Annotated in this window: 16 protein-coding genes and 1 tRNA gene; 12 read left to right on the forward strand and 5 right to left on the reverse strand. The window is 63.6% G+C overall.

The genetic code is table 11. From position 1 onward, the window contains the following. From AADX97_RS03225 to AADX97_RS03235, 3 genes are all read right to left on the reverse strand, one after another. Nucleotides 1-198, reverse strand: a complete 198-nt coding sequence (locus tag AADX97_RS03225; protein ID WP_374231561.1) for a hypothetical protein — start codon at nt 196-198, stop codon at nt 1-3. Nucleotides 199-393: 195 nt separating this feature from the next. Beyond that, nucleotides 394-579, reverse strand: a complete 186-nt coding sequence (locus AADX97_RS03230) for a hypothetical protein (protein WP_374231562.1) — start codon at nt 577-579, stop codon at nt 394-396. A gap of 151 nt (nt 580-730) precedes the next feature. Next, the gene (locus AADX97_RS03235) at nt 731-1,306 is read right to left on the reverse strand and encodes a hypothetical protein (protein ID WP_374231563.1); all 576 of its coding nucleotides are present in this window, start codon (nt 1,304-1,306) and stop codon (nt 731-733) included. Between the two features lie 356 nt (nt 1,307-1,662). On the opposite strand from AADX97_RS03235, the gene AADX97_RS03240 reads away from it, so the two are divergent. The 3 genes from AADX97_RS03240 to AADX97_RS03250 all read left to right on the forward strand — a co-directional run bounded on the left by AADX97_RS03240 (nt 1,663) and on the right by AADX97_RS03250 (nt 5,530). Further along, a complete protein-coding gene (locus AADX97_RS03240; protein WP_374231564.1) occupies nt 1,663-3,201 on the forward strand; it encodes a Do family serine endopeptidase in 1,539 nt (512 codons plus the stop codon). A 233-nt stretch (nt 3,202-3,434) separates the two neighbouring features. Next, complete coding sequence (locus AADX97_RS03245; RefSeq protein WP_374231565.1) at nt 3,435-4,109, forward strand: winged helix-turn-helix domain-containing protein; 675 nt, start codon at nt 3,435-3,437, stop codon at nt 4,107-4,109. Further along, entirely contained in the window at nt 4,106-5,530 is a 1,425-nt protein-coding gene (locus AADX97_RS03250; RefSeq protein WP_374231566.1) for an ATP-binding protein, read from the forward strand. Before AADX97_RS03245 ends, AADX97_RS03250 begins: the two co-directional genes overlap by 4 nt. 47 nt (nt 5,531-5,577) lie before the next feature. Here AADX97_RS03250 and AADX97_RS03255 read toward each other — a convergent pair whose 3' ends face one another. Further along, on the reverse strand, nt 5,578-6,783 hold the full coding sequence (locus AADX97_RS03255) for an exo-beta-N-acetylmuramidase NamZ domain-containing protein (RefSeq protein ID WP_374231777.1): 1,206 nt from the start codon (nt 6,781-6,783) through the stop codon (nt 5,578-5,580). Nucleotides 6,784-7,214: 431 nt separating this feature from the next. Between AADX97_RS03255 and queA the strand changes: the two genes are divergently transcribed. From queA to AADX97_RS03290, 7 genes are all read left to right on the forward strand, one after another. Further along, the gene (gene queA, locus AADX97_RS03260) at nt 7,215-8,273 is read left to right on the forward strand and encodes a tRNA preQ1(34) S-adenosylmethionine ribosyltransferase-isomerase QueA (RefSeq protein ID WP_374231567.1); all 1,059 of its coding nucleotides are present in this window, start codon (nt 7,215-7,217) and stop codon (nt 8,271-8,273) included. Between the two features lie 260 nt (nt 8,274-8,533). Next, on the forward strand, nt 8,534-8,941 hold the full coding sequence (locus tag AADX97_RS03265; protein WP_374231568.1) for an H-NS histone family protein: 408 nt from the start codon (nt 8,534-8,536) through the stop codon (nt 8,939-8,941). Nucleotides 8,942-9,443: 502 nt separating this feature from the next. After that, nucleotides 9,444-10,730, forward strand: a complete 1,287-nt coding sequence (locus AADX97_RS03270) for a DEAD/DEAH box helicase (RefSeq protein WP_374231569.1) — start codon at nt 9,444-9,446, stop codon at nt 10,728-10,730. Between the two features lie 157 nt (nt 10,731-10,887). Further along, the gene (locus AADX97_RS03275) at nt 10,888-11,160 is read left to right on the forward strand and encodes an RNA-binding protein (protein ID WP_007191936.1); all 273 of its coding nucleotides are present in this window, start codon (nt 10,888-10,890) and stop codon (nt 11,158-11,160) included. 102 nt (nt 11,161-11,262) lie between these two features. Next, the gene (locus AADX97_RS03280) at nt 11,263-13,101 is read left to right on the forward strand and encodes a M61 family metallopeptidase (protein WP_374231570.1); all 1,839 of its coding nucleotides are present in this window, start codon (nt 11,263-11,265) and stop codon (nt 13,099-13,101) included. Next, nucleotides 13,098-13,955, forward strand: coding sequence for a biotin--[acetyl-CoA-carboxylase] ligase (locus AADX97_RS03285; protein WP_374231571.1), 858 nt, complete (start codon nt 13,098-13,100; stop codon nt 13,953-13,955). Before AADX97_RS03280 ends, AADX97_RS03285 begins: the two co-directional genes overlap by 4 nt. Further along, nucleotides 13,952-14,704 (forward strand): type III pantothenate kinase, encoded by a 753-nt coding sequence (locus tag AADX97_RS03290; protein ID WP_374231572.1) that lies wholly within the window; start codon nt 13,952-13,954, stop codon nt 14,702-14,704. The genes AADX97_RS03285 and AADX97_RS03290 overlap by 4 nt, the downstream gene beginning before the upstream one ends. An 83-nt stretch (nt 14,705-14,787) precedes the next feature. On the opposite strand, the gene AADX97_RS03295 is transcribed toward AADX97_RS03290, so the two are convergent. Continuing rightward, nucleotides 14,788-14,864: transfer RNA gene (locus AADX97_RS03295), tRNA-Arg, on the reverse strand. A 112-nt stretch (nt 14,865-14,976) separates the two neighbouring features. Here AADX97_RS03295 and ppsR point away from each other — a divergent pair. Beyond that, a complete protein-coding gene (ppsR, locus tag AADX97_RS03300; protein WP_374231573.1) occupies nt 14,977-16,377 on the forward strand; it encodes a transcriptional regulator PpsR in 1,401 nt (466 codons plus the stop codon). 201 nt (nt 16,378-16,578) lie between these two features. Beyond that, entirely contained in the window at nt 16,579-18,774 is a 2,196-nt protein-coding gene (locus AADX97_RS03305) for a GAF domain-containing protein (RefSeq protein ID WP_374231574.1), read from the forward strand. Nucleotides 18,775-19,008 lie beyond the last annotated feature (234 nt).

Below are 19,008 nucleotides of genomic sequence, written 5' to 3' on the forward strand. Positions count from 1 at the left end.
CTATTCGTAGACAGTCGTGGCGATGCCGTTCATGACCGCGACCCTCGCGACACCGGCTGCGCCGAGCGGACACATGTAGTTGACTATGGCGACGGTCCGCGTGTTGTTGAGTGCTTCCTCCGACATCAGCATGACGGAGCCGTCGCTTCGCGAGTTGCCGGCGATGCAGCCGCAACGCGCCAGGTCATCCGTCGTCATGCCGGGGACGAAGGTGCAGGCATCGCCGCGAGAGCTCGATGCCCTGGATTGACAGCCGGCCACCACGAGTACGCAGATCAAAACGCCGAGTATGCCAGGACCCAACCCGAGCCGGACGGGCGCCGACCTTTCGCATGTTCGATCGCGTCGGCGAGCCGCGAGGGCGGCAACCCCGTTGGACGTATCGATGCCAGGTTACTCGGATTCGACGCGGGTCAAGGAGGAGCTTAGTGCCGCAAGGATGAGCCTGCGCGCAGCTTGCTCGTCGAGGTCGGGGATGTCCCAAGCCATGATGCGGCAATACTTGCGCACCAGATGGCGGACGTCGTCTTCGAGCTCCTGCGCGTATCGTCCCATCTCGACTTCTTCGATCGTTGCCATATCGACCTCCAATCGTTTTCGGGAAGGCTTTACATTGATTCGGATGCGGGCTGCATCACCGGGCGGCTTTGCTTCGAGTCGATCGGCTGCTCGGGCAACGCCGATGCTGTCGGTGCTGCCCCGAGCCGATGCCCGATATGGAGACCTGTACTCAGCGAACCTCGACCTTGCCTTTGACCGACCGGATGAAGGTTGCGACCACGCCGTCGCCAACCGCCACCTCGTCGAGGAGCGCCGGGTCGTTGACGGTGAAATCGACCGTCTCCTGCGCGCCCTGGACGCTGACCCTGCGGTTGGCCTTGTCGACCGCTGCTATCCGACCGTAAAGGGTCATGGTATCGGTGATGGTGCCTGCCGGCTTCGCCCCGCTCTCGCGGTCCACGACCGTCTCTTGAGTCGTGCCGACGGCGGCCTCGTCTGGACCCTTGATCAGATCGACGAGGACGGCCTCGGTCTCCGTGATGGTGAGCCTGTTGCCGATCTTGATTTCGTCGAGACGCCCGGCCTGCTCCGGCGCATGGATAACGTGGAACCGGCCATCCGGAGTCTTGATCGTCAGCATGCGTCGCTCGACGTTGACGATCTCGACGATCCCGCTGATCTCCGAGGTCACCTCGGCGCCCGTCACCGGTATGACTGTCACGTCCGCCTGCGCTGTCGAAGCCACGACGATGATCCCGCTTGCAAGTGCGAAAGCCAAGGCCAAAGCCATTGGTTTTCCATTCATGATGCGCTCTCCTGTTGTGCCGTCGGATCGACTCGGATCCTTCTGTCGGAGCCGTCGACCCGCCTGTTTATACCTGTGAATGGTGCTTGCGCGAAGGTACGGTTTCTCGGATTCCCGCCGAGCTGCAAATAGCGCCGAAGCGGTGCAGACCGTTCGCGCACGGTACCCCGTCCGCGCGACCCTCGCAAGCGCTCCGAAGACGGCGCCCCGGGGCCGGCGCTTGGATGAACAAGAATTAAGGTGTCGGACATCCTCGGGCAATGGAGGCGCCCGGATACTCCGGGCTTGTTCAGTAACGTCCCGGTGCGCAGCCGTCTCGACGGCGATGTCGCCCAGATCTTGTTCAGGAGAATCCCGTGTCACAATGCCGAATCACGACCCCGACTCGTTCGATTGCCGTGGCCCCGTCGCCGTCATTGCGTTACCCGGCACTCGTCAGTGCGACCTTGGCGCTTGCCCTCGCATCCGGTGCCATCTACTGGAACGGCCGTAGTGCAGTGGCTGCCGATCAACCCATCCCTGTCAATGCGCGCGCAGCATCGGCGGCGTTTCCCGGCTTCGCGGACGTGGCCGAGCGGGTCACCCCTGCGGTGGTCAACGTGTCGGTCAAGGCCGAGGGCGTCCCGCCGATGCCGATGCACGGCCACCCGGCGCTTCCGCCGGATGGGGACGTGCCGGAGTCCTTCCGCCGTTTCTTCGAACAGCCGGGGCGGGCCATGCCGCGCCAAGCCACCGGACAGGGCTCGGGTTTCATCGTGGACAGCGACGGCCATATCGTCACCAACCATCATGTGATCGAAGGCGCTGGCGAGGTGACGATCGTCCTGAACGACGGCACTAGCCATGTGGCGCGCGTGGTCGGTGTCGACCCCAAGACGGACCTCGCCGTCCTTAAGATCGATGTCGATCGCCCGCTGGTCGCCGTCGAGCTCGGAGGTTCGAGCAAGGCCCGCGTAGGTGATTGGGTTCTGGCGGTCGGTAACCCTTTCGGTCTCGGTGGCTCGGTGAATGCCGGGATCATCTCCGCACGTGGACGCGACATTAATTCGGGTCCCTACGACGACTATCTGCAGATCGACGCGCCGATTAATCGTGGCAACTCGGGTGGGCCACTGTTCGACATCGATGGCCGGGTGATCGGCGTCAACACCGCTATCTTCTCCCCGAGCGGCGGGAATGTCGGGATCGGCTTCGCCATCCCGGCCGAGACCGTCGAGCGTGTGGTGGCCGACCTTCGCGAGAACGGTCGTGTGGAGCGCGGCTGGCTCGGCGTGCAGATTCAGCCGGTGACCGAGGAGTTGGCCGCCGGACTCGGGCTCGCCGAGGTGACCGGTGTCTTGATCGCGGATCTCATTGCCGGCAGTCCGGCCGCTGCGTCCGATCTGCGAGCAGGCGATGTGATCCTCAGTGCGTCCGGGCAGCAGCTCACGAGCGCCAAGGACCTCTCGAAGCTGGTCGCCGTGACCAAGTCCGGCACCGCCATGACGCTGCGCGTGCTGCGCGACGGCAAGCCTCGCGACCTGACATTGACGATCGGTCGGATGCCCGACGAGGACCAAGTCGCCGCAGCGCCGAGCGAAGAGGCCGATGCGCCGAGCCGCCCTCGGCTGGGACTCTATCTGTCGCCGCTCACTCCCGAGTTGCGTGCCGAGCGCGGGCTCGACGCGGATGCCGCAGGCGTCTTCGTGGCGCAGGTCGAGGCCGACAGCCCGGCCGATCGCGCCGGAGTGCAGGCGGGCAGCCTCATCTCGATGGTCGGGACGGAATCGGTCGACACACCTGAGCAGGTCGTTGCGGCGGTCCGCGAAGCGATCGAGGAGAAGCGCGAGAGCCTGATTCTGCGTGTCGAGAAGGACGGGCGCCCCCTGTTCATCGCCGTCACGTTCGCAACCTGATCCCACGCGCACCTCAGGCGCATCGAACGCAGTGCGACACGCGATTGCGGCTTTGCTCAAAGGCAAGGCCGCGATCGCAACCGAACGCATCCAGCAGTTCTAAATTTGCGTCAGCCCGGGGGTCGCCCCGGGCGTTTGTGGGTCGAGCTTGGAATTGCTGGAGCGCCTCGCGACATATCTTGACCGAGCCGATTCCGCGCTATTCTGTACCCCGAACCCCGAACCCCGAACCCATGCGAGTCCTCCTGATCGAAGACGATCGCCAGACGGCCGACTATCTCCTGAAGGCGCTCGCCGAAACCGGCGCGGTCACCGACCATGTCGCGGACGGTCGCGCCGGCCTATTGCAGGCCGCCGGCGGCGAGTACGACGCCCTGATCGTCGATCGCATGCTGCCCGGCCTCGACGGCGTCGGCATCGTGCGGACGTTGCGCGCCTCGGGCAACCGCACGCCGGTGCTCTTTCTCAGCGCCTTGGGCGAGGTCGACGATCGTGTGGAGGGTCTGCGGGCGGGCGGCGACGACTATCTCGTCAAGCCCTTTGCCTTCTCCGAGCTGCATGCGCGTCTCGATGTCCTGCTGCGTCGCGGCAAGGCCGAGACCCCGGAGACGCGCCTACGAGTCGCGGATCTCGAGATGGATCTGCTCAAGCGCGAGGTGACCCGCGCCGGCCGCGAGATCCAGCTCCAGCCGCGCGAGTTTCGGCTGCTGGAATATCTGGTGCGCCACGCCGGCCAAGTGGTGACCCGTACCATGCTGCTCGAGCAGGTGTGGGACTATCATTTCGACCCTCAAACCAACGTCATCGATGTCCACATCAGCCGCCTGCGCGGCAAGATCGACAAGGACTTCGACCCGCCGCTCCTCCAGACTGTTCGCGGTGTCGGCTACATGATCCGCGGCGCGTGAGCGACGCAGTGCCTTCACCGTCGGCCCTGCGTGCGCGGGCCGCCAATATTCTGCGAAGCTCGACCTTCCGTCTGGCCGTCCTCTATGTGCTGCTGCTCGGCGTCTCGGTCGGCATCCTCATGGCCTTTCTCTATTGGTCGACCGCCGGTTACATGGATCGCCAGACCGCGGCCACCATCGAGGCCGAGATTCGCGGGCTTGCCGAGCAGTACCGGCGCCGCGGTCTCGCCGGTCTGTCGTCCGTGATCAGCGAGCGCGTCGCGCGCGATCCGGTCGGGTCGAACGTCTATCTCCTGGTCGACGACAGCCTCAAGCCGCTTGCCGGAAATCTCGATCGTTGGCCCGCTGGCTTTCCGGACCCGGAGGGCTGGATCGGTTTCCGTCTACGCGAGCGCGGACCGGACCGCACCGAAGAGCATGCGGCACGCGGACAGGTCTTCTTGCTGCGCAGCGGCCTGCGACTCCTGGTCGGGCGCGACGTTCGTGATCTGGAGGCTACGCGTGCCCTGATCCTGGATGCGCTCGCTTGGGGGCTGGCGATTACCGCGGCCCTGGCCCTGCTGGGAGGATGGCTGATGAGCGCAGGCGTGATGCGGCGGCTCGAGACGATCAACCAGACCGCCGGCGAGATCATGGCGGGGGACCTCTCCCGACGCATCCCGCTCAACGGTAGCGGCGACGACTTCGACGCGCTCGCCGCGAATCTCAACCGGATGCTCGAGCGCATCGAGCAGCTAATGGCGGGCGTTAGACAGGTCTCGGACAACATTGCCCATGATCTGCGCACGCCCCTGACGCGGGTGCGGACCAAGCTCGAGCTGCTGCGCACCGAGCTCAACGGCTGCGAGAACGCCCGCTCGCTCGCCGCGGAGACGATCGCCGATACCGAGGAGATGCTGTCCACATTCAATGCGCTGTTGCGGATCGCGCGCATCGAGTCCGGCACCCGGCGGGCCGCCTTCGCCCGTGTGGATCTCGCCGCCTTGATGGAGGATTTGGCCGAGCTCTACGAGCCGCTCGCGGCCGAGAAGGGGCAGGACTTGACGCTTCGGTGCGACGGGCCGGCCCCTGTTACGGGCGATCGCGACCTCCTGTTCCAAGCCTTGGCGAACCTGGTCGACAATGCCATCAAGTACACGCGGTTTGGCGGAACCATCGCGCTTGCCGGGGTCTCTGGCGAGGATGGCGTGACGGTAACGATTCGCGATTCCGGGCCGGGTATTCCGCCCGAGGCGCGTGAACGGGTCCTCGATCGTTTTGTTCGCCTCGACGACAGCCGTTCCACGCCCGGTAGCGGACTCGGCCTGAGCCTCGTGAAGGCCGTGCTCGATCTACATCAGGCATCCATCGCGCTCGGCGGCGACGCCAACGGACTTCTCGTGACGATCCGCTTCCGCGATGCTCGCCCCTCCACCGCGTAACGCCGAATCGACGCTCCGGCTGTCCACTCACCACTTTCCACTCGCCACTAATAAAGCTGCACCCCCGCTGTCGACTCGGCCCACTGCGCTTCGTCGGCACTCAGACGCCGCTCGAGGTCCCCCGGCCAGGCTTCCGAATCCTCGACCCACTCGCGCAGAAAGGTGCCGCCCGAGAGTAGGTCGATGGCGAGACGTTCGGTCTCGTATTCGTAGGGGAAGTCACGCCAGATCGGATAGTCCGGGTACTCCGATCGGACGGCCTTCAACAGAAGCGCAATCAGTCGGTACGGCTTGAAGCGATCGTGACAGTAGCCCTGATGGTCGGTGTGAATCTGGAGCCCCGAGCAGAGTCGGCCGGCATGCTTGTGGAAGGTTGGCTCGAACCAGCAGGGGCGGATCAAAGCGCCCTCGGTCCAGGCCGCACATTCGGCGCGCATGCGTCCGAGCACACGCTCGAAGTCGATATCCGGGGCGCCGACCACCTCGAGCGATACCGTGGTGCCGCGCCCTTCGGAGAACGTCGTTCCCTCCAACAAGACGGTGCCCGGGAAGCAGCGGGTCATGTTGAGGCTCGCCGCGTTGGGGCTGGGGTTGATCCAAGGCAGCTCCATGACCGGCCAGCCGAAACCGGGGCCGACCTCGGGGCGATAGCCGTCCATCGCGATCACATCGAGGTCGATATCGTGACCGCGATAGTCGACGAACCAGCGGGCCAGCTCGCCGAAGGTCAGCCCGTGACGCATCATGAGCGGACCCGCGCCGACGAAGCTCTCCCAGCCCGGTTCCAGGATGCTGCCCTCGATCGGGCGACCGGCGGGGTTGGGTCGGTCCAGTACCCGGATGGCCTTGCCCGCCGCGGCGCAGGCGTCGATTAGATAGGCCAGCGTCGTGACATAGGTGTAGATGCGGGTGCCGATGTCCTGCAGATCCACCAGCAGGACATCGAAACGATCGAGCATCGCGTCGGTCGGATAGCGCACCTTGCCGTAGAGGCTGAAGACCGGGATGCCGTGTCGCGGATCCAGTGCGTCTTCGGTCTCGACCATGTTGTCCTGCTTGTCGCCGCGCATCCCGTGCTGAGGGCCGAAGGCGGCCGTGACAGTCAGCTCGCCGAGGCCCATCAGTGCATCCAGGCTGTGCCGACCGTCGGATGTGCAGGACGCGGGGTGCCCGAGGAGCGCGACTCGGCGACCTTGTAGGGGTCGGCGCAGCGCGTGGTCTTCCAATAGCCGATCGATACCGAGTCTCACGATGTTCAGGCGGGCGTCATTGAGATATCCAGCCGTGAAGGATAACCGAAGACGATCGTGCTTCGGGTGCTATCATGCTCGCCGCGCTCGCCGACCAGCCTCGCCGAGGCCATCCCTTTATCCCTGTCTCAAACCTGCCTCAAAAAGAGAATTTCTCTCACGGAGACACGCAGGCGCCAAGAAAGAAATACTTGAGAAACTATAGTTTATGCCCGTGACGACGTGCCGTATTTTGATCGTGCCAATACCTACCGCCTGCCTGACCCGCTTTCGGCCTTGGTCATGGAGATGCCGGGCTCTGTTGTCGGGTGCTTCCTCTCCGTGTCTCCGTGTCTCCGTGTCTCCGTGAGAGGATCGTAGAAATAGGGGTAATGACATGGCTTCGAGACCCGTGTCGAAGACCATTTGAATCCTGCTGCTTCGTTGTTCGCTCCATGCGCCTTCGCGATTTTCACTATGACCTGCCCGCCGAGCTGATCGCCCAGCGCCCGCTGCCTGATCGCGGCGCGTCGCGCTTGCTTGCACTCGACCCCGAGTGCGATGGGTGTCGCGACCTTCTCTTCTCCGATTTGCCGCGGTTGCTCCGGCCGGGCGATCTCTTGGTGTTCAACAACACGCGGGTGATGCGTGCCCGGTTGTTCGGGCGTAAGGATACCGGCGGTCGGGTCGAGATCCTGATCGAGCGCGTCTTGGATGCGCGCGCGGCATTGGCCCAGGTTCGGGCGAGTAAGTCGCCCAAGCCGGGCGGCTGGATCGAGCTCGATGGAGGTGCGCGGCTCCTCGTGGGGCAGCGCAAAGGCGATATCCACCGGCTCGGTCTGGTCGAGGGCACCTTCGCCGATCTAATGTCGGAGCATGGTCATATCCCCTTGCCGCCTTACATCCAGCGTCCGGACGACGCCTCGGACGATGCGCGGTATCAAACAGTTTACGCCCGCCACAGCGGTGCCGTCGCCGCCCCGACGGCGGGTCTTCACTTCGATGAGGCCATGTTGGCGCGTCTGCGGGAGATGGGCGTCAGGCTCGCGGAGGTGACGCTGCACGTCGGTGCGGGAACCTTTCAGCCGGTCCGAGTGGATGACATCGATCGGCACGAGATGCACGCCGAATGGATCGACGTGAATGAGGATGTCTGCCGTGCGGTGCATTCGACCCGCGCGAGTGGTGGACGTGTCGTCGCCGTCGGCACCACGAGCGTGCGTAGCCTCGAGAGCGCTGCGGCCGACGGCGAGATCAAACCTTTTCGGGGCGACAGTCGCCTTTTTATTCGGCCCGGCTATCGGTTTCGAGTGGTGGACGCGATGATCACCAATTTCCACTTACCCGAATCGACGCTGCTCATGTTGGTTTCGGCCTTTGCGGGCTATCGCCTCGTCATGGACGCTTACCGCCACGCCGTGCATGCTCGGTATCGGTTCTTCAGCTACGGCGACGCGATGTTTCTGAGCTGCACTGAGGAGGATGCGGCGCTGAAGCCATCATCGAGCCGATGAGCATCCGGTCTGCCGAATCGGATTCGGCCCCGAATTGCTCAATCGGCGTGTGCGATTTTGCAGGCATTCTCACTCAACTCGCGTGCGGGGACGCTCTCTTAAAGATGTACCATGGATCGCTGCCGGCAAATCATCCGATCACGTTTTGCCGTTTCTTCTTGACATCCAATGTAGATCGCATAAATTATAGACACCGAGCCGCATGACGGCTCGCTAATCTTTTTAGAGATTACCCTTTAACCGTTCTGGAGGTATACCACGTGGAGTACGCTAACCTTAGCGTCGACGAAATTCGGCAGCAGCTTGCCGAGATCGAAAGCAGCAAGGCCGAGCTGAATCGCGCGCTGGAAGTACGCCGTAAGGAGGCGAAATCGGAAGTCGCGCAACAAATCAGAGGGCTGATCGCGCAATACGGCTACGAATTGGAAGAAATTCTGCCTCTGGTGGAATCCAAGCGTCGGCGTGCGGTCGGGTCGGTCCGGCGTTCGTCCACCGGGGAGCGTCAGTATACGCGATATGTCGACCCGGAGAATGGCGACAACGTTTATGTGCGTGGCGTTCTTCCCGGTTGGATGAAGCAGAAGATGGCGGAGCAAGGCTACGACCCGTCTTCCAAGACCGATCGCGAAGCCTTCAAATCAAGCTATCTCCAGGCGGTCGACGACTAGGCGCGATTAGGCCTTGATCATCGTTCCGGCCAGTGGCTGAGGAACAATGCGTAGTCAGGGTTTCCAGCCCTGATTCTGTCTGGCCAGGATGGCCTGACTACGCAGGTGGCCGACCATGTGGTCGGAGTTATAAACAAGGCCGCGCGATGACTGCGGCGATTTCCGAAGAACCACCTCGGCATCTATGTCGACATCGGACGGTCTCCTTCGGGTCGCGCGATGCATTTTCGAGCTCGGATGTCGAGATGGTAGGTCGGGACTGTTTACGACCTCCGGCCTAGCTGACCCGGCCTAGCTGACTCGGGTAAACCCCGAAAATAGGATATTCGCGGCGCTGGCTTTCATTGAGCGCATCGCGTAGACTCCGGGTTTCGCATCATCCGGTCGATGCGTCGTCTCGCGGCTGACCCCACCTTTGCCCAAGGCTTCATCCCCGAACGCCTCTTTTCTGCCTAGGCCGGTCCCGTGCTCGCACGGTTTTAGGCCGGTTTCAGGAGTTTTCATGTCATTCGATTCACTCGGCCTTCAGGCCGATTTGCTGCGTGCCGTAGCAACGCAGCGTTATGCCCGTCCGACCCCGATTCAACTGCAGGCAATACCGGAGATCTTGGCCGGTCATGACCTGCTTGCCGGGGCGCAAACCGGAACCGGCAAGACAGCGGCCTTCGTGCTGCCGATTCTGCAGCGGCTCTCCGAGAAGGGTCACCCGCAACGGCATCCGCGCGCACTGATCTTGACGCCGACGCGCGAGCTCGCGGCCCAGGTCGGCGAGCGCGTGCACGCCTACGGCCTGCACCTTCCTTTGCGCTCGACGATCGTCTTCGGTGGTGTCGGTATGCAGCCGCAGATCAATCAGTTGCAGCGGGGCGTGGATGTTCTGATCGCAACCCCGGGCCGCCTGCTCGATCACGCCGGCCGACGCACCGTCGATCTCTCACGCGTGGAGATTCTCGTCCTGGACGAGGCCGATCGCATGCTGGATATGGGTTTCATCCATGACATCCGGCGTATCATTCAGTTGCTCCCCGAGCGGCGTCAGAATCTCCTGTTCTCGGCGACTTACTCCGACGACATCCGCCGTCTGGCCGACGGGCTTCTCAAGCGCCCTAAGCTCATCGAGGTCGCACGCCGCAACACGGCCGCCGAGTCGGTCACGCAGGCGGCGCATCCGGTCGACAAGGCCCGCAAGCGTGATCTGCTCGCGCACCTCTTCCGTCGCGAGGGCTGGCATCAGGTGTTGGTGTTCACGCGGACCAAGGCCGGCGCCAATCGGCTTGTCGAGCACCTGAGCCGAGAGGGCATTACGGCTGCCGCCATTCACGGCAACAAGAGCCAGTCGGCCAGAACACGCGCCCTGGACGATTTCAAGCGCGGGAGTGTTCGGGCGCTGGTGGCCACCGATATTGCCGCGCGGGGATTGGATATCGTCGATCTGCCCCAAGTCGTTAATTTTGAGCTGCCGAATGTCGCCGAAGACTATGTCCACCGTATCGGTCGAACCGGTCGAGCCGGCGCAGACGGAAATGCGTTGTCTTTAGTCAGTCATGACGAGCAGGGTTTGCTGCAGGGGATACAGAGGCTCCTGCGTAAAGAGATCGCGATGAATCCCGTGGTCGGTTTCGAGCCGTCGTTGGTTCCGCCCGAGTCCGAGCCCGATCGAAGCCTCGGCGGTCGCCGCGATTCGCGCGGGCCGAGCCGTCCGGCGCGAAAGCCGGCCGCGGCGGCTTCGCCGTCGGCGAAACGTCCGTGGCGTGGCGGTGACCGGCGCGGGCGCGTCGTGACGCCTTAGTTTTTGAGGCATTGGCCTCGCGGGGAAGCGAGTCAAGCCGCTCCCGCAATACCTTCGTCTCCAACGGTTGGGGACAAAGACTGTCGAAACAGTTGCGTATTGATTTTTCGACCGTTCTCAATTTCTCTTCAATGCGCTCTCACGGAACTCTTGAATGATGAATATTTACGTTGGCAACCTGGCCTACGGCGTGACCCAAGACGAGCTGAAGACCGCATTCTCCGCCTATGGCGAGATCTCGAGCGTGAACTTGATCACCGACAAGTTCACCGGTGAATCCAAAGGCTTCGGCTTTGTCGAGATGCCGAACAACTCCGAGGCCGATGCCGCTATCAAGGGGCTGAACGAGACGCCGCTGAAGGGCCGCAACCTGAAGGTCAACCAAGCCAAGCCACGCGGTGAGCGTCCCTCGCGCGGGCCGCGCTGGTAAGCTGACTTCGGCTTCGGGGCATTGCCCCGAGGTCGTTATCGAGGTTGGCCTCGAGCACCTTAAGAAGCGAATTCTCCCTTTACCGCACCCCGCGCACTCCCGATGCTGCTCGACCTGATTTATCGCGTTTGCCCAGCCTCTCCGCAAGCCCATCAGTTTACCGTCGAAGTCGAGATTCCGGGTTCGGGCGCCCAGTCCGTTGCGCTGTCGTTGCCTGCGTGGATTCCCGGCAGTTATATGATTCGGGATTTCGCTCGGAATATCCTGACGCTCGTCGCCGAATCGGCCGACGGCACGCCGCTCGAGTGTCGAAAGCGTGACAAACAAACCTGGGTCTGCCGTACAGAGGGCAGTGCGGTCAGGGTGCGTTATCACGTTTACGCGTGGGAGCTCTCGGTTCGCGCGGCGCATCTCGATACGACGCACGCCTATTTCAACGGCGCCGCTCTCCTGATGCGGGTTCACGAAATGGACGACCGCCCCCGTCTGGTCGACCTATTGCCGCCCGACGGGCGTGTCGACGGGGTTTGGGAGGTCGCAACCAGTCTCGTACCGGAGCAGATCGATTCGCGCGGTTTCGGTCTCTATCGCGCCGAGACCTATGACGACCTGATCGATCATCCGGTCGAGATGGGCTGCTTCGAGCGCGTCGCGTTCAATCTTGCGGGCGTGCCGCATCGTATCGCGATCACGGGTCGCCAGCATACCGATAAGGCACGACTTGAGAACGACCTCCTGCGTATTTGTGCCGAGCACGCAGCCTTGTTCGGCGAACTGCCAATCGACCGCTATCTCTTTCTCGTCACCGCGCTGGGCGAGGGTTACGGCGGATTGGAACATCGGTTCTCCACCAGCCTGCTCTGCTCACGCACCGATCTACCGCATCCGACCGACGAAAAGCGCACCGATGCATATGTCCGCTTCTTGGGCCTGTGCAGTCACGAATATTTCCATCTCTGGCATGTCAAGCGCATTCGGCCCGCGGCGCTGATGGATGGCAAGCTGGATCGGGAGATCCACACCCGCACGCTTTGGGCCTTCGAAGGCATCACGTCCTACTACGACGAGCTCGCCTTGGTGCGCAGCGGTTGTATCGATGCCCGGGCCTATCTCGGCTTGCTCGCCGCGACCATCACCCGACTGATGCGCACCCCCGGGCGCGAGGTGCAGACCCTGGCCGAGTCAAGCTTCGATGCCTGGATCAAGTTCTATAAGCAAGACGAAAACGCGCCGAACGCCATCGTGAGCTATTACGTCAAGGGCGCCTTGGTTGCGTTGGCGCTGGACTTGATCATTCGGGCAAGGACGCAGGGCAGGGCATCGCTCGATGACGTTATGCGCTCGCTCTGGAGCCGCTATGGCCGCGCCGGTCTCGGCGTTCCCGAGCACGGGGTCGAGGCCGTTGCGACCGAGGTTTCGGGACTCGATCTGGACGGTTTCTTCTCGTCCGCCTTGGACGGGACCGCGGAGCTCGATCTCGAGCCGCTCTTGGCGGGGGTCGGGATCGCGATGCGGCTGCGCCCCGCGGATGGGCCGAAGGACCAAGGCGGGTGTCCGGAGTGCTTCGATCACCGGGAGGCGCGCCCGACCCTGGATCTGCGCTTGCGTCCGGGCGCCTCCGAGGCCGTCGTGCAGAATGTGATCCGTGGCGGTCCGGGCGAGCGCGCGGGTATCGCCCCGGGAGACGTCTTGGTCGCGGTCGACGGGCTGCGTGCGACTGCGGAGAACTTCGATTCCTTGGTCGTACGCGCTGCGACCCCGTCCGGGGTCCGGGTCCATCTGTTTCGGCGTGACGAGTTGATCGAGGTGCTCGCCGTCCCGACGCCGGCGCGATCCGATACCTGTGATTTGATGCTCATGGATGCAGTGCCGCCGGAGGTGCTCGAGGCCCGCACGCGTTGGCTCGCCAGCGTCGTCTCTAACGGCCGGGACGACGCGTGATTCCCGACTCGACGTTTCACGGCCAGAACGTGCCCACCGATCTCCTCGATGCGCAGCGGATTCTGGCAGCACTGTCCTCAGGCGCCCGCCGCGCGGTTGCTCGTCTGGAGGTTCACACCGAGATCGACTCGACCAATCGCTACCTGATGCGCGAGGCGGCGACGGGCGCGCCTTGCGGAACGCTTTGCCTTGCGGAATGCCAAACTGCCGGACGGGGCCGTTTCGGACGTCCCTGGATCTCGCCGTATGGGGCCAACCTTTATCTTTCAATGCTCTGGCGGTTCAAAGCGCCGCCAGCCGTCCTAGGTGGCTTCAGCTTGGTTGCGGGTGCCGTCGTCGCCGACGCGTTGCGTCGGATCGGCGCCGAGGGTCTTGCGCTCAAATGGCCGAACGATCTGCTCTGGGATCGGCGTAAGCTCGGTGGGATGCTCTTGGAGGTGGCCGGCGAGGCTCAAGGCCCCAGCGCTCTGGTGGTGGGGATCGGGATCAATGTACGGATGGCGCACGATCACGGTCACGCGATCGACCAGCCGTGGGTCGATCTTGCCGAAGTGCTCGGTGGCTTGCGGGTCGATCGTAACGCTTTGGCGGCGCGGGTTGCCGACGCCCTGATCGATGCCTTCGAGCGTTTCGATTGCGAGGGCCTGACCCCGTTCCTTGCACTCTGGGACGGGTTCGACGCCTTTCGCGGCGAGCAGGCGCGCATCCTGCTTGCAGACCGGGAGATTCGGGGCAGGGTGCTCGGGATCGCGTCGGACGGCGCCTTACGGCTTGAGACCGCCGACGGAGAAAGGCGATTCCATGCCGGAGAGGTCAGTTTGCGACGCGAGGGCGAGGGTGTTGGCGAGCGATGAAGCTGCTGCTGGATATCGGAAATACCAACCTACGCTGGGCGGTCTCGGACGGAGGCCCTCCCGGCGAGGTGCGGGTCGTGCGCCACGGCGGAGCGGCGCCGATCGATCTTTTGGCCGACTGGGAGCGATTGAATGCGCCCGAGCGTGTCGTCGCGAGCAACGTGGGCGGCGCATCGGTCGCCGCGGCGATCGGTCGCGCGACCCGGGTCTATTGGGGGCTCGACGTGGAATTCGTGCAGACCCGAGCGAGCTTCGGCGCGCTGCGCATCGCGTATCCTGAGCCTGAGCGCTTCGGTGTCGACCGCTGGCTGGCCTTGGTCGCCGCCCATCGCCTGGTTCCCGATGCAGTGCTGGTCGTGGATGCCGGAACGGCGGCCACCTTCGACCTCCTGCTTGTCGATGGCCGTCATCTCGGCGGCCTAATCCTGCCCGGGGTCGAGATGATGCGTGCGAGCCTTCTGGCCGGCACCCTCATCCCGCGGATCGCTTCCGAGCCGACCGACGAACCTTGGGCGGTCGATACGGGGCCCGCCGTTGCAGCCGGCAGTCTTCAGGCACTCGCGGCCCTGACGACGCGGCTCTACGACCGACTCGAGCAGCAGGCGCAGACGCCCCCGGCGCTCATCTTGACCGGCGGCGATGCCGAGCGTCTGGTTCCGGCGATGGATCGGCCCGCTCGGGTGGTGCCTGATCTGGTCCTTCGGGGACTGTTCGAGGTCGTCTCGGGCGAAGCCCCGGACATCGGATGAGCGTCCGCCTCGCCGGTTGGGCTTGGAACAGGTGCTTCGGCTCGCGGCGCGTGGAGAGCAGCAGACGGTCGCGTGCGGGGATTTGGCGCCCTCGACAGGAATTGAACCTGTGACCTACCGCTTAGGAGGCGATCGCTCTATCCAACTGAGCTACGAGGGCGTGCTGTCGTGCACCAACGGCTTTAGTGTAACCCGGGGAATGGCGACAGGCACCGGTTACCATCCCGATCCATGCCGATATCGTTTGAAATCCATCCGCGAAGCGGTGATTATTGAAGCGTGATCAGGTCTATACGTCCATGTCCATGACCAATCTGGCCCAGCCCGACGTCACCATCTTTCTCGATCACGCCGGCGTGATCCGGCGGGCGGCGCTGTCGCCTGCGATTCGCGGTGAGGCCCTGGATGCCTGGGTCGGGCGTCCCTGGGCCGAGACGGTCGAGTCGGTCGGAAGCGAGGGACTGCAGAGCCTCGTCGACGACGCCCGGGATTCGGGTGTCTCGGCCTTCCGGCAGGTCAACCAGATCTTTCCATCCGGTTTGCGTCTTCCGATCGAATATACCGCGGTGAGTTTGGGATGCGATGCCGGTCTGGTCGCCATCGGCCGCAGTCTCCAAGCCGTGACCGAGCTGCAGACGCGCCTCGTGGAGGCGCAGCAGACGATGGAGCGTGATTATTGGAAGCTGCGCGAGGTCGAGACACGGTATCGGCTCCTATTCGGATCCTCCAACGACGCGGTCATTCTGTTGCGAGTCGACAGTCTCGCGATCCAGGACGTCAACCCGGCTGCGTCGCGCGCCCTCGTTGGTCCGACCGGAGCGCAGCGGCCGCTGGTCGGTAAAGACTTTTCCGGCGAGTTGGTCGACGGTGAGCGCGACCTCTTTCGCGCGATGCTCCGACGGCTCGACGATCACGGCAGCGCGCCCGGAATTCTGTTGCATCTCGGTGCAGAGCGAGCGGCTTGGATGGTGCGTGCTTCGCGGCTCGCATCCGAGGCCGGTTCACTCTACCTACTCCAATTGACCGCCACCGAGGCCGCGTTGGCGTCTCGGCAGTCTGCCGAAGGTGAGCTCGCCGACGTCCTGATCGAGCGCTTGCCCGATGGATTCGTCGTGACCGATCGAGGTGGCCTGATTCGTTGGGTGAATCCGGCCTTCCTAGACCTCGTTCAAATGCCGACCTCGGGCGGGGTGTTGCAGCAGAGCCTCGGGTGTTGGCTCGACCGACCGGGCGCCGATATGGGCGTGCTGTTGACGACGATCGCGCGACTCGGTGTCGTACGTCCGTTCTTGACCAGACTCCGCGGCGATCTCGGTGCCGAGACGGAGGTCGAGATCTCGGCGGCTGGCGATCTGGACAGTGAGCCGACGTCGATCGGAATCTTGTTCCGTGATGTCGGCAGGCGCCTGCCGCGGCAGGACAACGATGAACGTCTCGGTGGACGCCTGGCGGCCTTGACCGGGCGGATCGGCAAAGGTCCCTTGCGTGCACTGGTGGACGAGGCGGTCAGCGTCCTCGAGCAGCACTACATCGAAGAGGCGTTGGACCTCACGCGCGGCAATCGCACCGCAACTGCCGATCTTTTGGGATTGAGTCGTCAGAGTCTCTACGTCAAGCTCAAGCGCTACGGGATCGATCAGGATACGATCACGGATCAGGGATATCGACCCTAAACCGCGTCCCGAGCGCGATGCTCATGTTCGAGTGAGCTCGATGTTTCGTGCATCCGCAACCCTTAGCGGGGATGCGGTTTTAGATAATATAATTTTCAAACCGCGCCGACTCCAACGGTCGTCAAGTCTGCCGGGGCCGATCCCATCCAAGAACATCGCATACCGCGCCGGGCGCGGTTTAAGCATCGGAGTGCAGCCCAATTGACCCCCGATCTTTCTTCCTCGCCGGCGTTCGGGCACGCCGACCTTTCCAATTGCGAGCGCGAACAGATTCAGCTCGCCGCATCCATCCAACCGCACGGCGCCATGATCGTTCTTTCGGAGCCGGATCTCATCGTGATCCAGGCCAGCGAGAATGCGCGCTCCCTGTTGCGGCTCGACCGGGATCCGATCGGCGCCCGTCTCGACGAGTTGGTACCGATCCTGGCAGCGAGGGTTCGTCCGAGACTCAACGATGATCTGGCGCAGGTCCCGCTGGTGTTGCGAACGCCAGTGGGGGCGCACTCGGCGCGGGATTTCGATGCCATCGTGCATCGTCCGCCGGCGGGTGGATTGGTCGTCGAGCTCGAGCCGTGGGGGGCCGCGGTCGACCTATCGGCTCGGATCAATGCCGCGCTGCAGACGATCATCGCATCGGCTTCGTTGCGGTCCTTGTGCGACGAGGCCGCGAGCATCTTCAAGTCGATTGTCGGTTACGATCGGGTCATGGTCTATCGGTTCGATGACGAGGGCCACGGCGAGATCTTTTCCGAGCAGCGCGAGCCCGAGCTCGATGCCTACCTCGGAAACCGTTATCCGGATTCCGATATCCCTCAAATCGCGCGTCGGCTCTACGAGCGCAACCGGATCCGCCTCTTGGTCGATGTCGACTACGAACCGGTACGCATCCATCCCCGGGCCTCGCCCGTCACGGGGGAGGATCTGGATATGTCGCTGTGCAGCCTGCGCAGCATGTCGCCGATCCACATCCAATATTTGAAGAACATGGGCGTCGGGGCGACCTTGGTCGCCTCGCTCTTGGTCGGGGGCAGGCTGTGGGGGCTGATCGCGTGTCATCATTGCGGGCCGCGCTTCGTGCAGTACGAGATTCGCGCCGTCTGCGAGCTGCTGGCCGAGGCGGTGGCGACACGCATCGCCGCCTTGGAGAGCTTCGTCCAGGCTCAGGCGGAGTTATCGGTTCGGCGCCTCGAGCAGCGGATGGTGGAGGCGATCTCGCGCGAGGGTGACTGGACATCCGCCCTCTTCGACGACCCCCGAACCTTGCTTCAGACCGTCGATGCAGCGGGAGCGGCCTTGATCTGCGACGGCAGAATTCTGACTACCGGAGAGGTACCCGGAACCCGTGACCTGCGCGAGATCGGCGCCTGGCTCGATACGCAGCCGCGGCGCGCAGTGATGGCGACCGCCTCGCTGCGGCGCGACGAGCTGAGCCTCGCGGATCTGACCCCGGTGGCGAGCGGCATCCTCGCGGCGCCGGTGTCGAGCTGCAGGGGCGAATACCTCATCTGGTGTCGTCCCGAGCGGGTACGGACAGTGACTTGGGGTGGCAATCCCTTCAAGCCAGTCTTCAGCGGAGACGATCCCTCGCAGCTTTCGCCGCGGCGTTCCTTCGCCCAATGGCATCAGGTCGTGGAGGGCACGTCCGACCCCTGGACCTCCGCAAATCTGGCGACGGCCAGATTGATCGGTGAATCCGTGGCGGATGTCATCCAGCAGTTTCGCTCGGTCCGTGTGCTGATCGCCCAAGCGCAGCTCGCCCAGGTTCGCTCTCAGGTCGGAGCCTCCGAGCAGCCGATCCTCATCGCCGATGCGGACGGCGTTTTCTTGCTGACGACGCAGTCCTTCGAGCGACTCCTGCATCCGGACCAATCCCGTCCGCGATGTCTGGATGATCTACTGGATTTGTTCTCGGAGACGACGCAGGCGGAGGCACGCCGCCGTCTCGATGAGTTGGTGACGCATCGTCGGGCTTGGCGCGGAGAAGTGGAGTTGAACACCGGCGATATCGGCCTTCGTCCATTTCTGGTACGCGCCGATCCAGTCTTTTCTTCGCCGGAGCTGGTCTTGGGCTTTGTGCTCTTGCTGACCGACCTGAGCGAGCGCAAACGGGCCGAGGATGCCCGGCATCGGGTTCAGGCCGGTCTGCTCGAGCAGCAGAAGATCATGCGCCAGCAGTTGCAATGGAGTGCCAACCCCATGTACCGCGAGCTACTCTCGGCCATTGTCGCGAATGCGCAGCTTGCCGCGCTCGAGGTGACCGACTGCGTCGATTTGGGCCGGGTGCCCGCATTGGTCGACGCCGTTCAGTCATCGGTCCAGCGGACCACCCAGCTCCTCGAGCACCTCGCCTGGTATTCGGCGCAGTACACTAAGGGCGATCCGCCTGTCGGTAACTGACGCGAGCGGGTTAGGCGATTTCCGAGAATAGTCATCCCGACAGCGAGTGCCTCGAGGGCATCGAGTCCCTGATGCCGTCGGTCTTGAGCAAATCGTCGCAGAATTTTTCGTTGTCGTTTTCGTTGTCGTTGTCGTTGTCGTTTTCGGTGTCGTTTTCGTTGTCGTCATCGGATTCCGGACGAACACGACAACGACAACGAGAAGAGGCTTCGACCATTTTTCCTGGTTGGGGCT

The organism is Thiocapsa sp. C2-2m, assembly GCF_041903745.1.
Classification (GTDB): domain Bacteria; phylum Pseudomonadota; class Gammaproteobacteria; order Chromatiales; family Chromatiaceae; genus Thiocapsa; species Thiocapsa roseilacustris.

Excerpts from the sequence above, each read along its gene's own strand:
- AADX97_RS03225 (WP_374231561.1), bottom strand. The coding sequence starts at position 198 with ATGACGACGGATGACCTGGCGCGTTGCGGCTGCATCGCCGGCAACTCG.
- AADX97_RS03270 (WP_374231569.1), top strand. The coding sequence starts at position 9,444 with ATGTCATTCGATTCACTCGGCCTTCAGGCCGATTTGCTGCGTGCCGTA.
- AADX97_RS03290 (WP_374231572.1), top strand. The coding sequence starts at position 13,952 with ATGAAGCTGCTGCTGGATATCGGAAATACCAACCTACGCTGGGCGGTC.
- queA (WP_374231567.1), top strand. The coding sequence starts at position 7,215 with ATGCGCCTTCGCGATTTTCACTATGACCTGCCCGCCGAGCTGATCGCC.
- AADX97_RS03280 (WP_374231570.1), top strand. The coding sequence starts at position 11,263 with ATGCTGCTCGACCTGATTTATCGCGTTTGCCCAGCCTCTCCGCAAGCC.
- AADX97_RS03245 (WP_374231565.1), top strand. The coding sequence starts at position 3,435 with ATGCGAGTCCTCCTGATCGAAGACGATCGCCAGACGGCCGACTATCTC.
- AADX97_RS03230 (WP_374231562.1), bottom strand. The coding sequence starts at position 579 with ATGGCAACGATCGAAGAAGTCGAGATGGGACGATACGCGCAGGAGCTC.
- AADX97_RS03235 (WP_374231563.1), bottom strand. The coding sequence starts at position 1,306 with ATGAATGGAAAACCAATGGCTTTGGCCTTGGCTTTCGCACTTGCAAGC.
- AADX97_RS03275 (WP_007191936.1), top strand. The coding sequence starts at position 10,888 with ATGAATATTTACGTTGGCAACCTGGCCTACGGCGTGACCCAAGACGAG.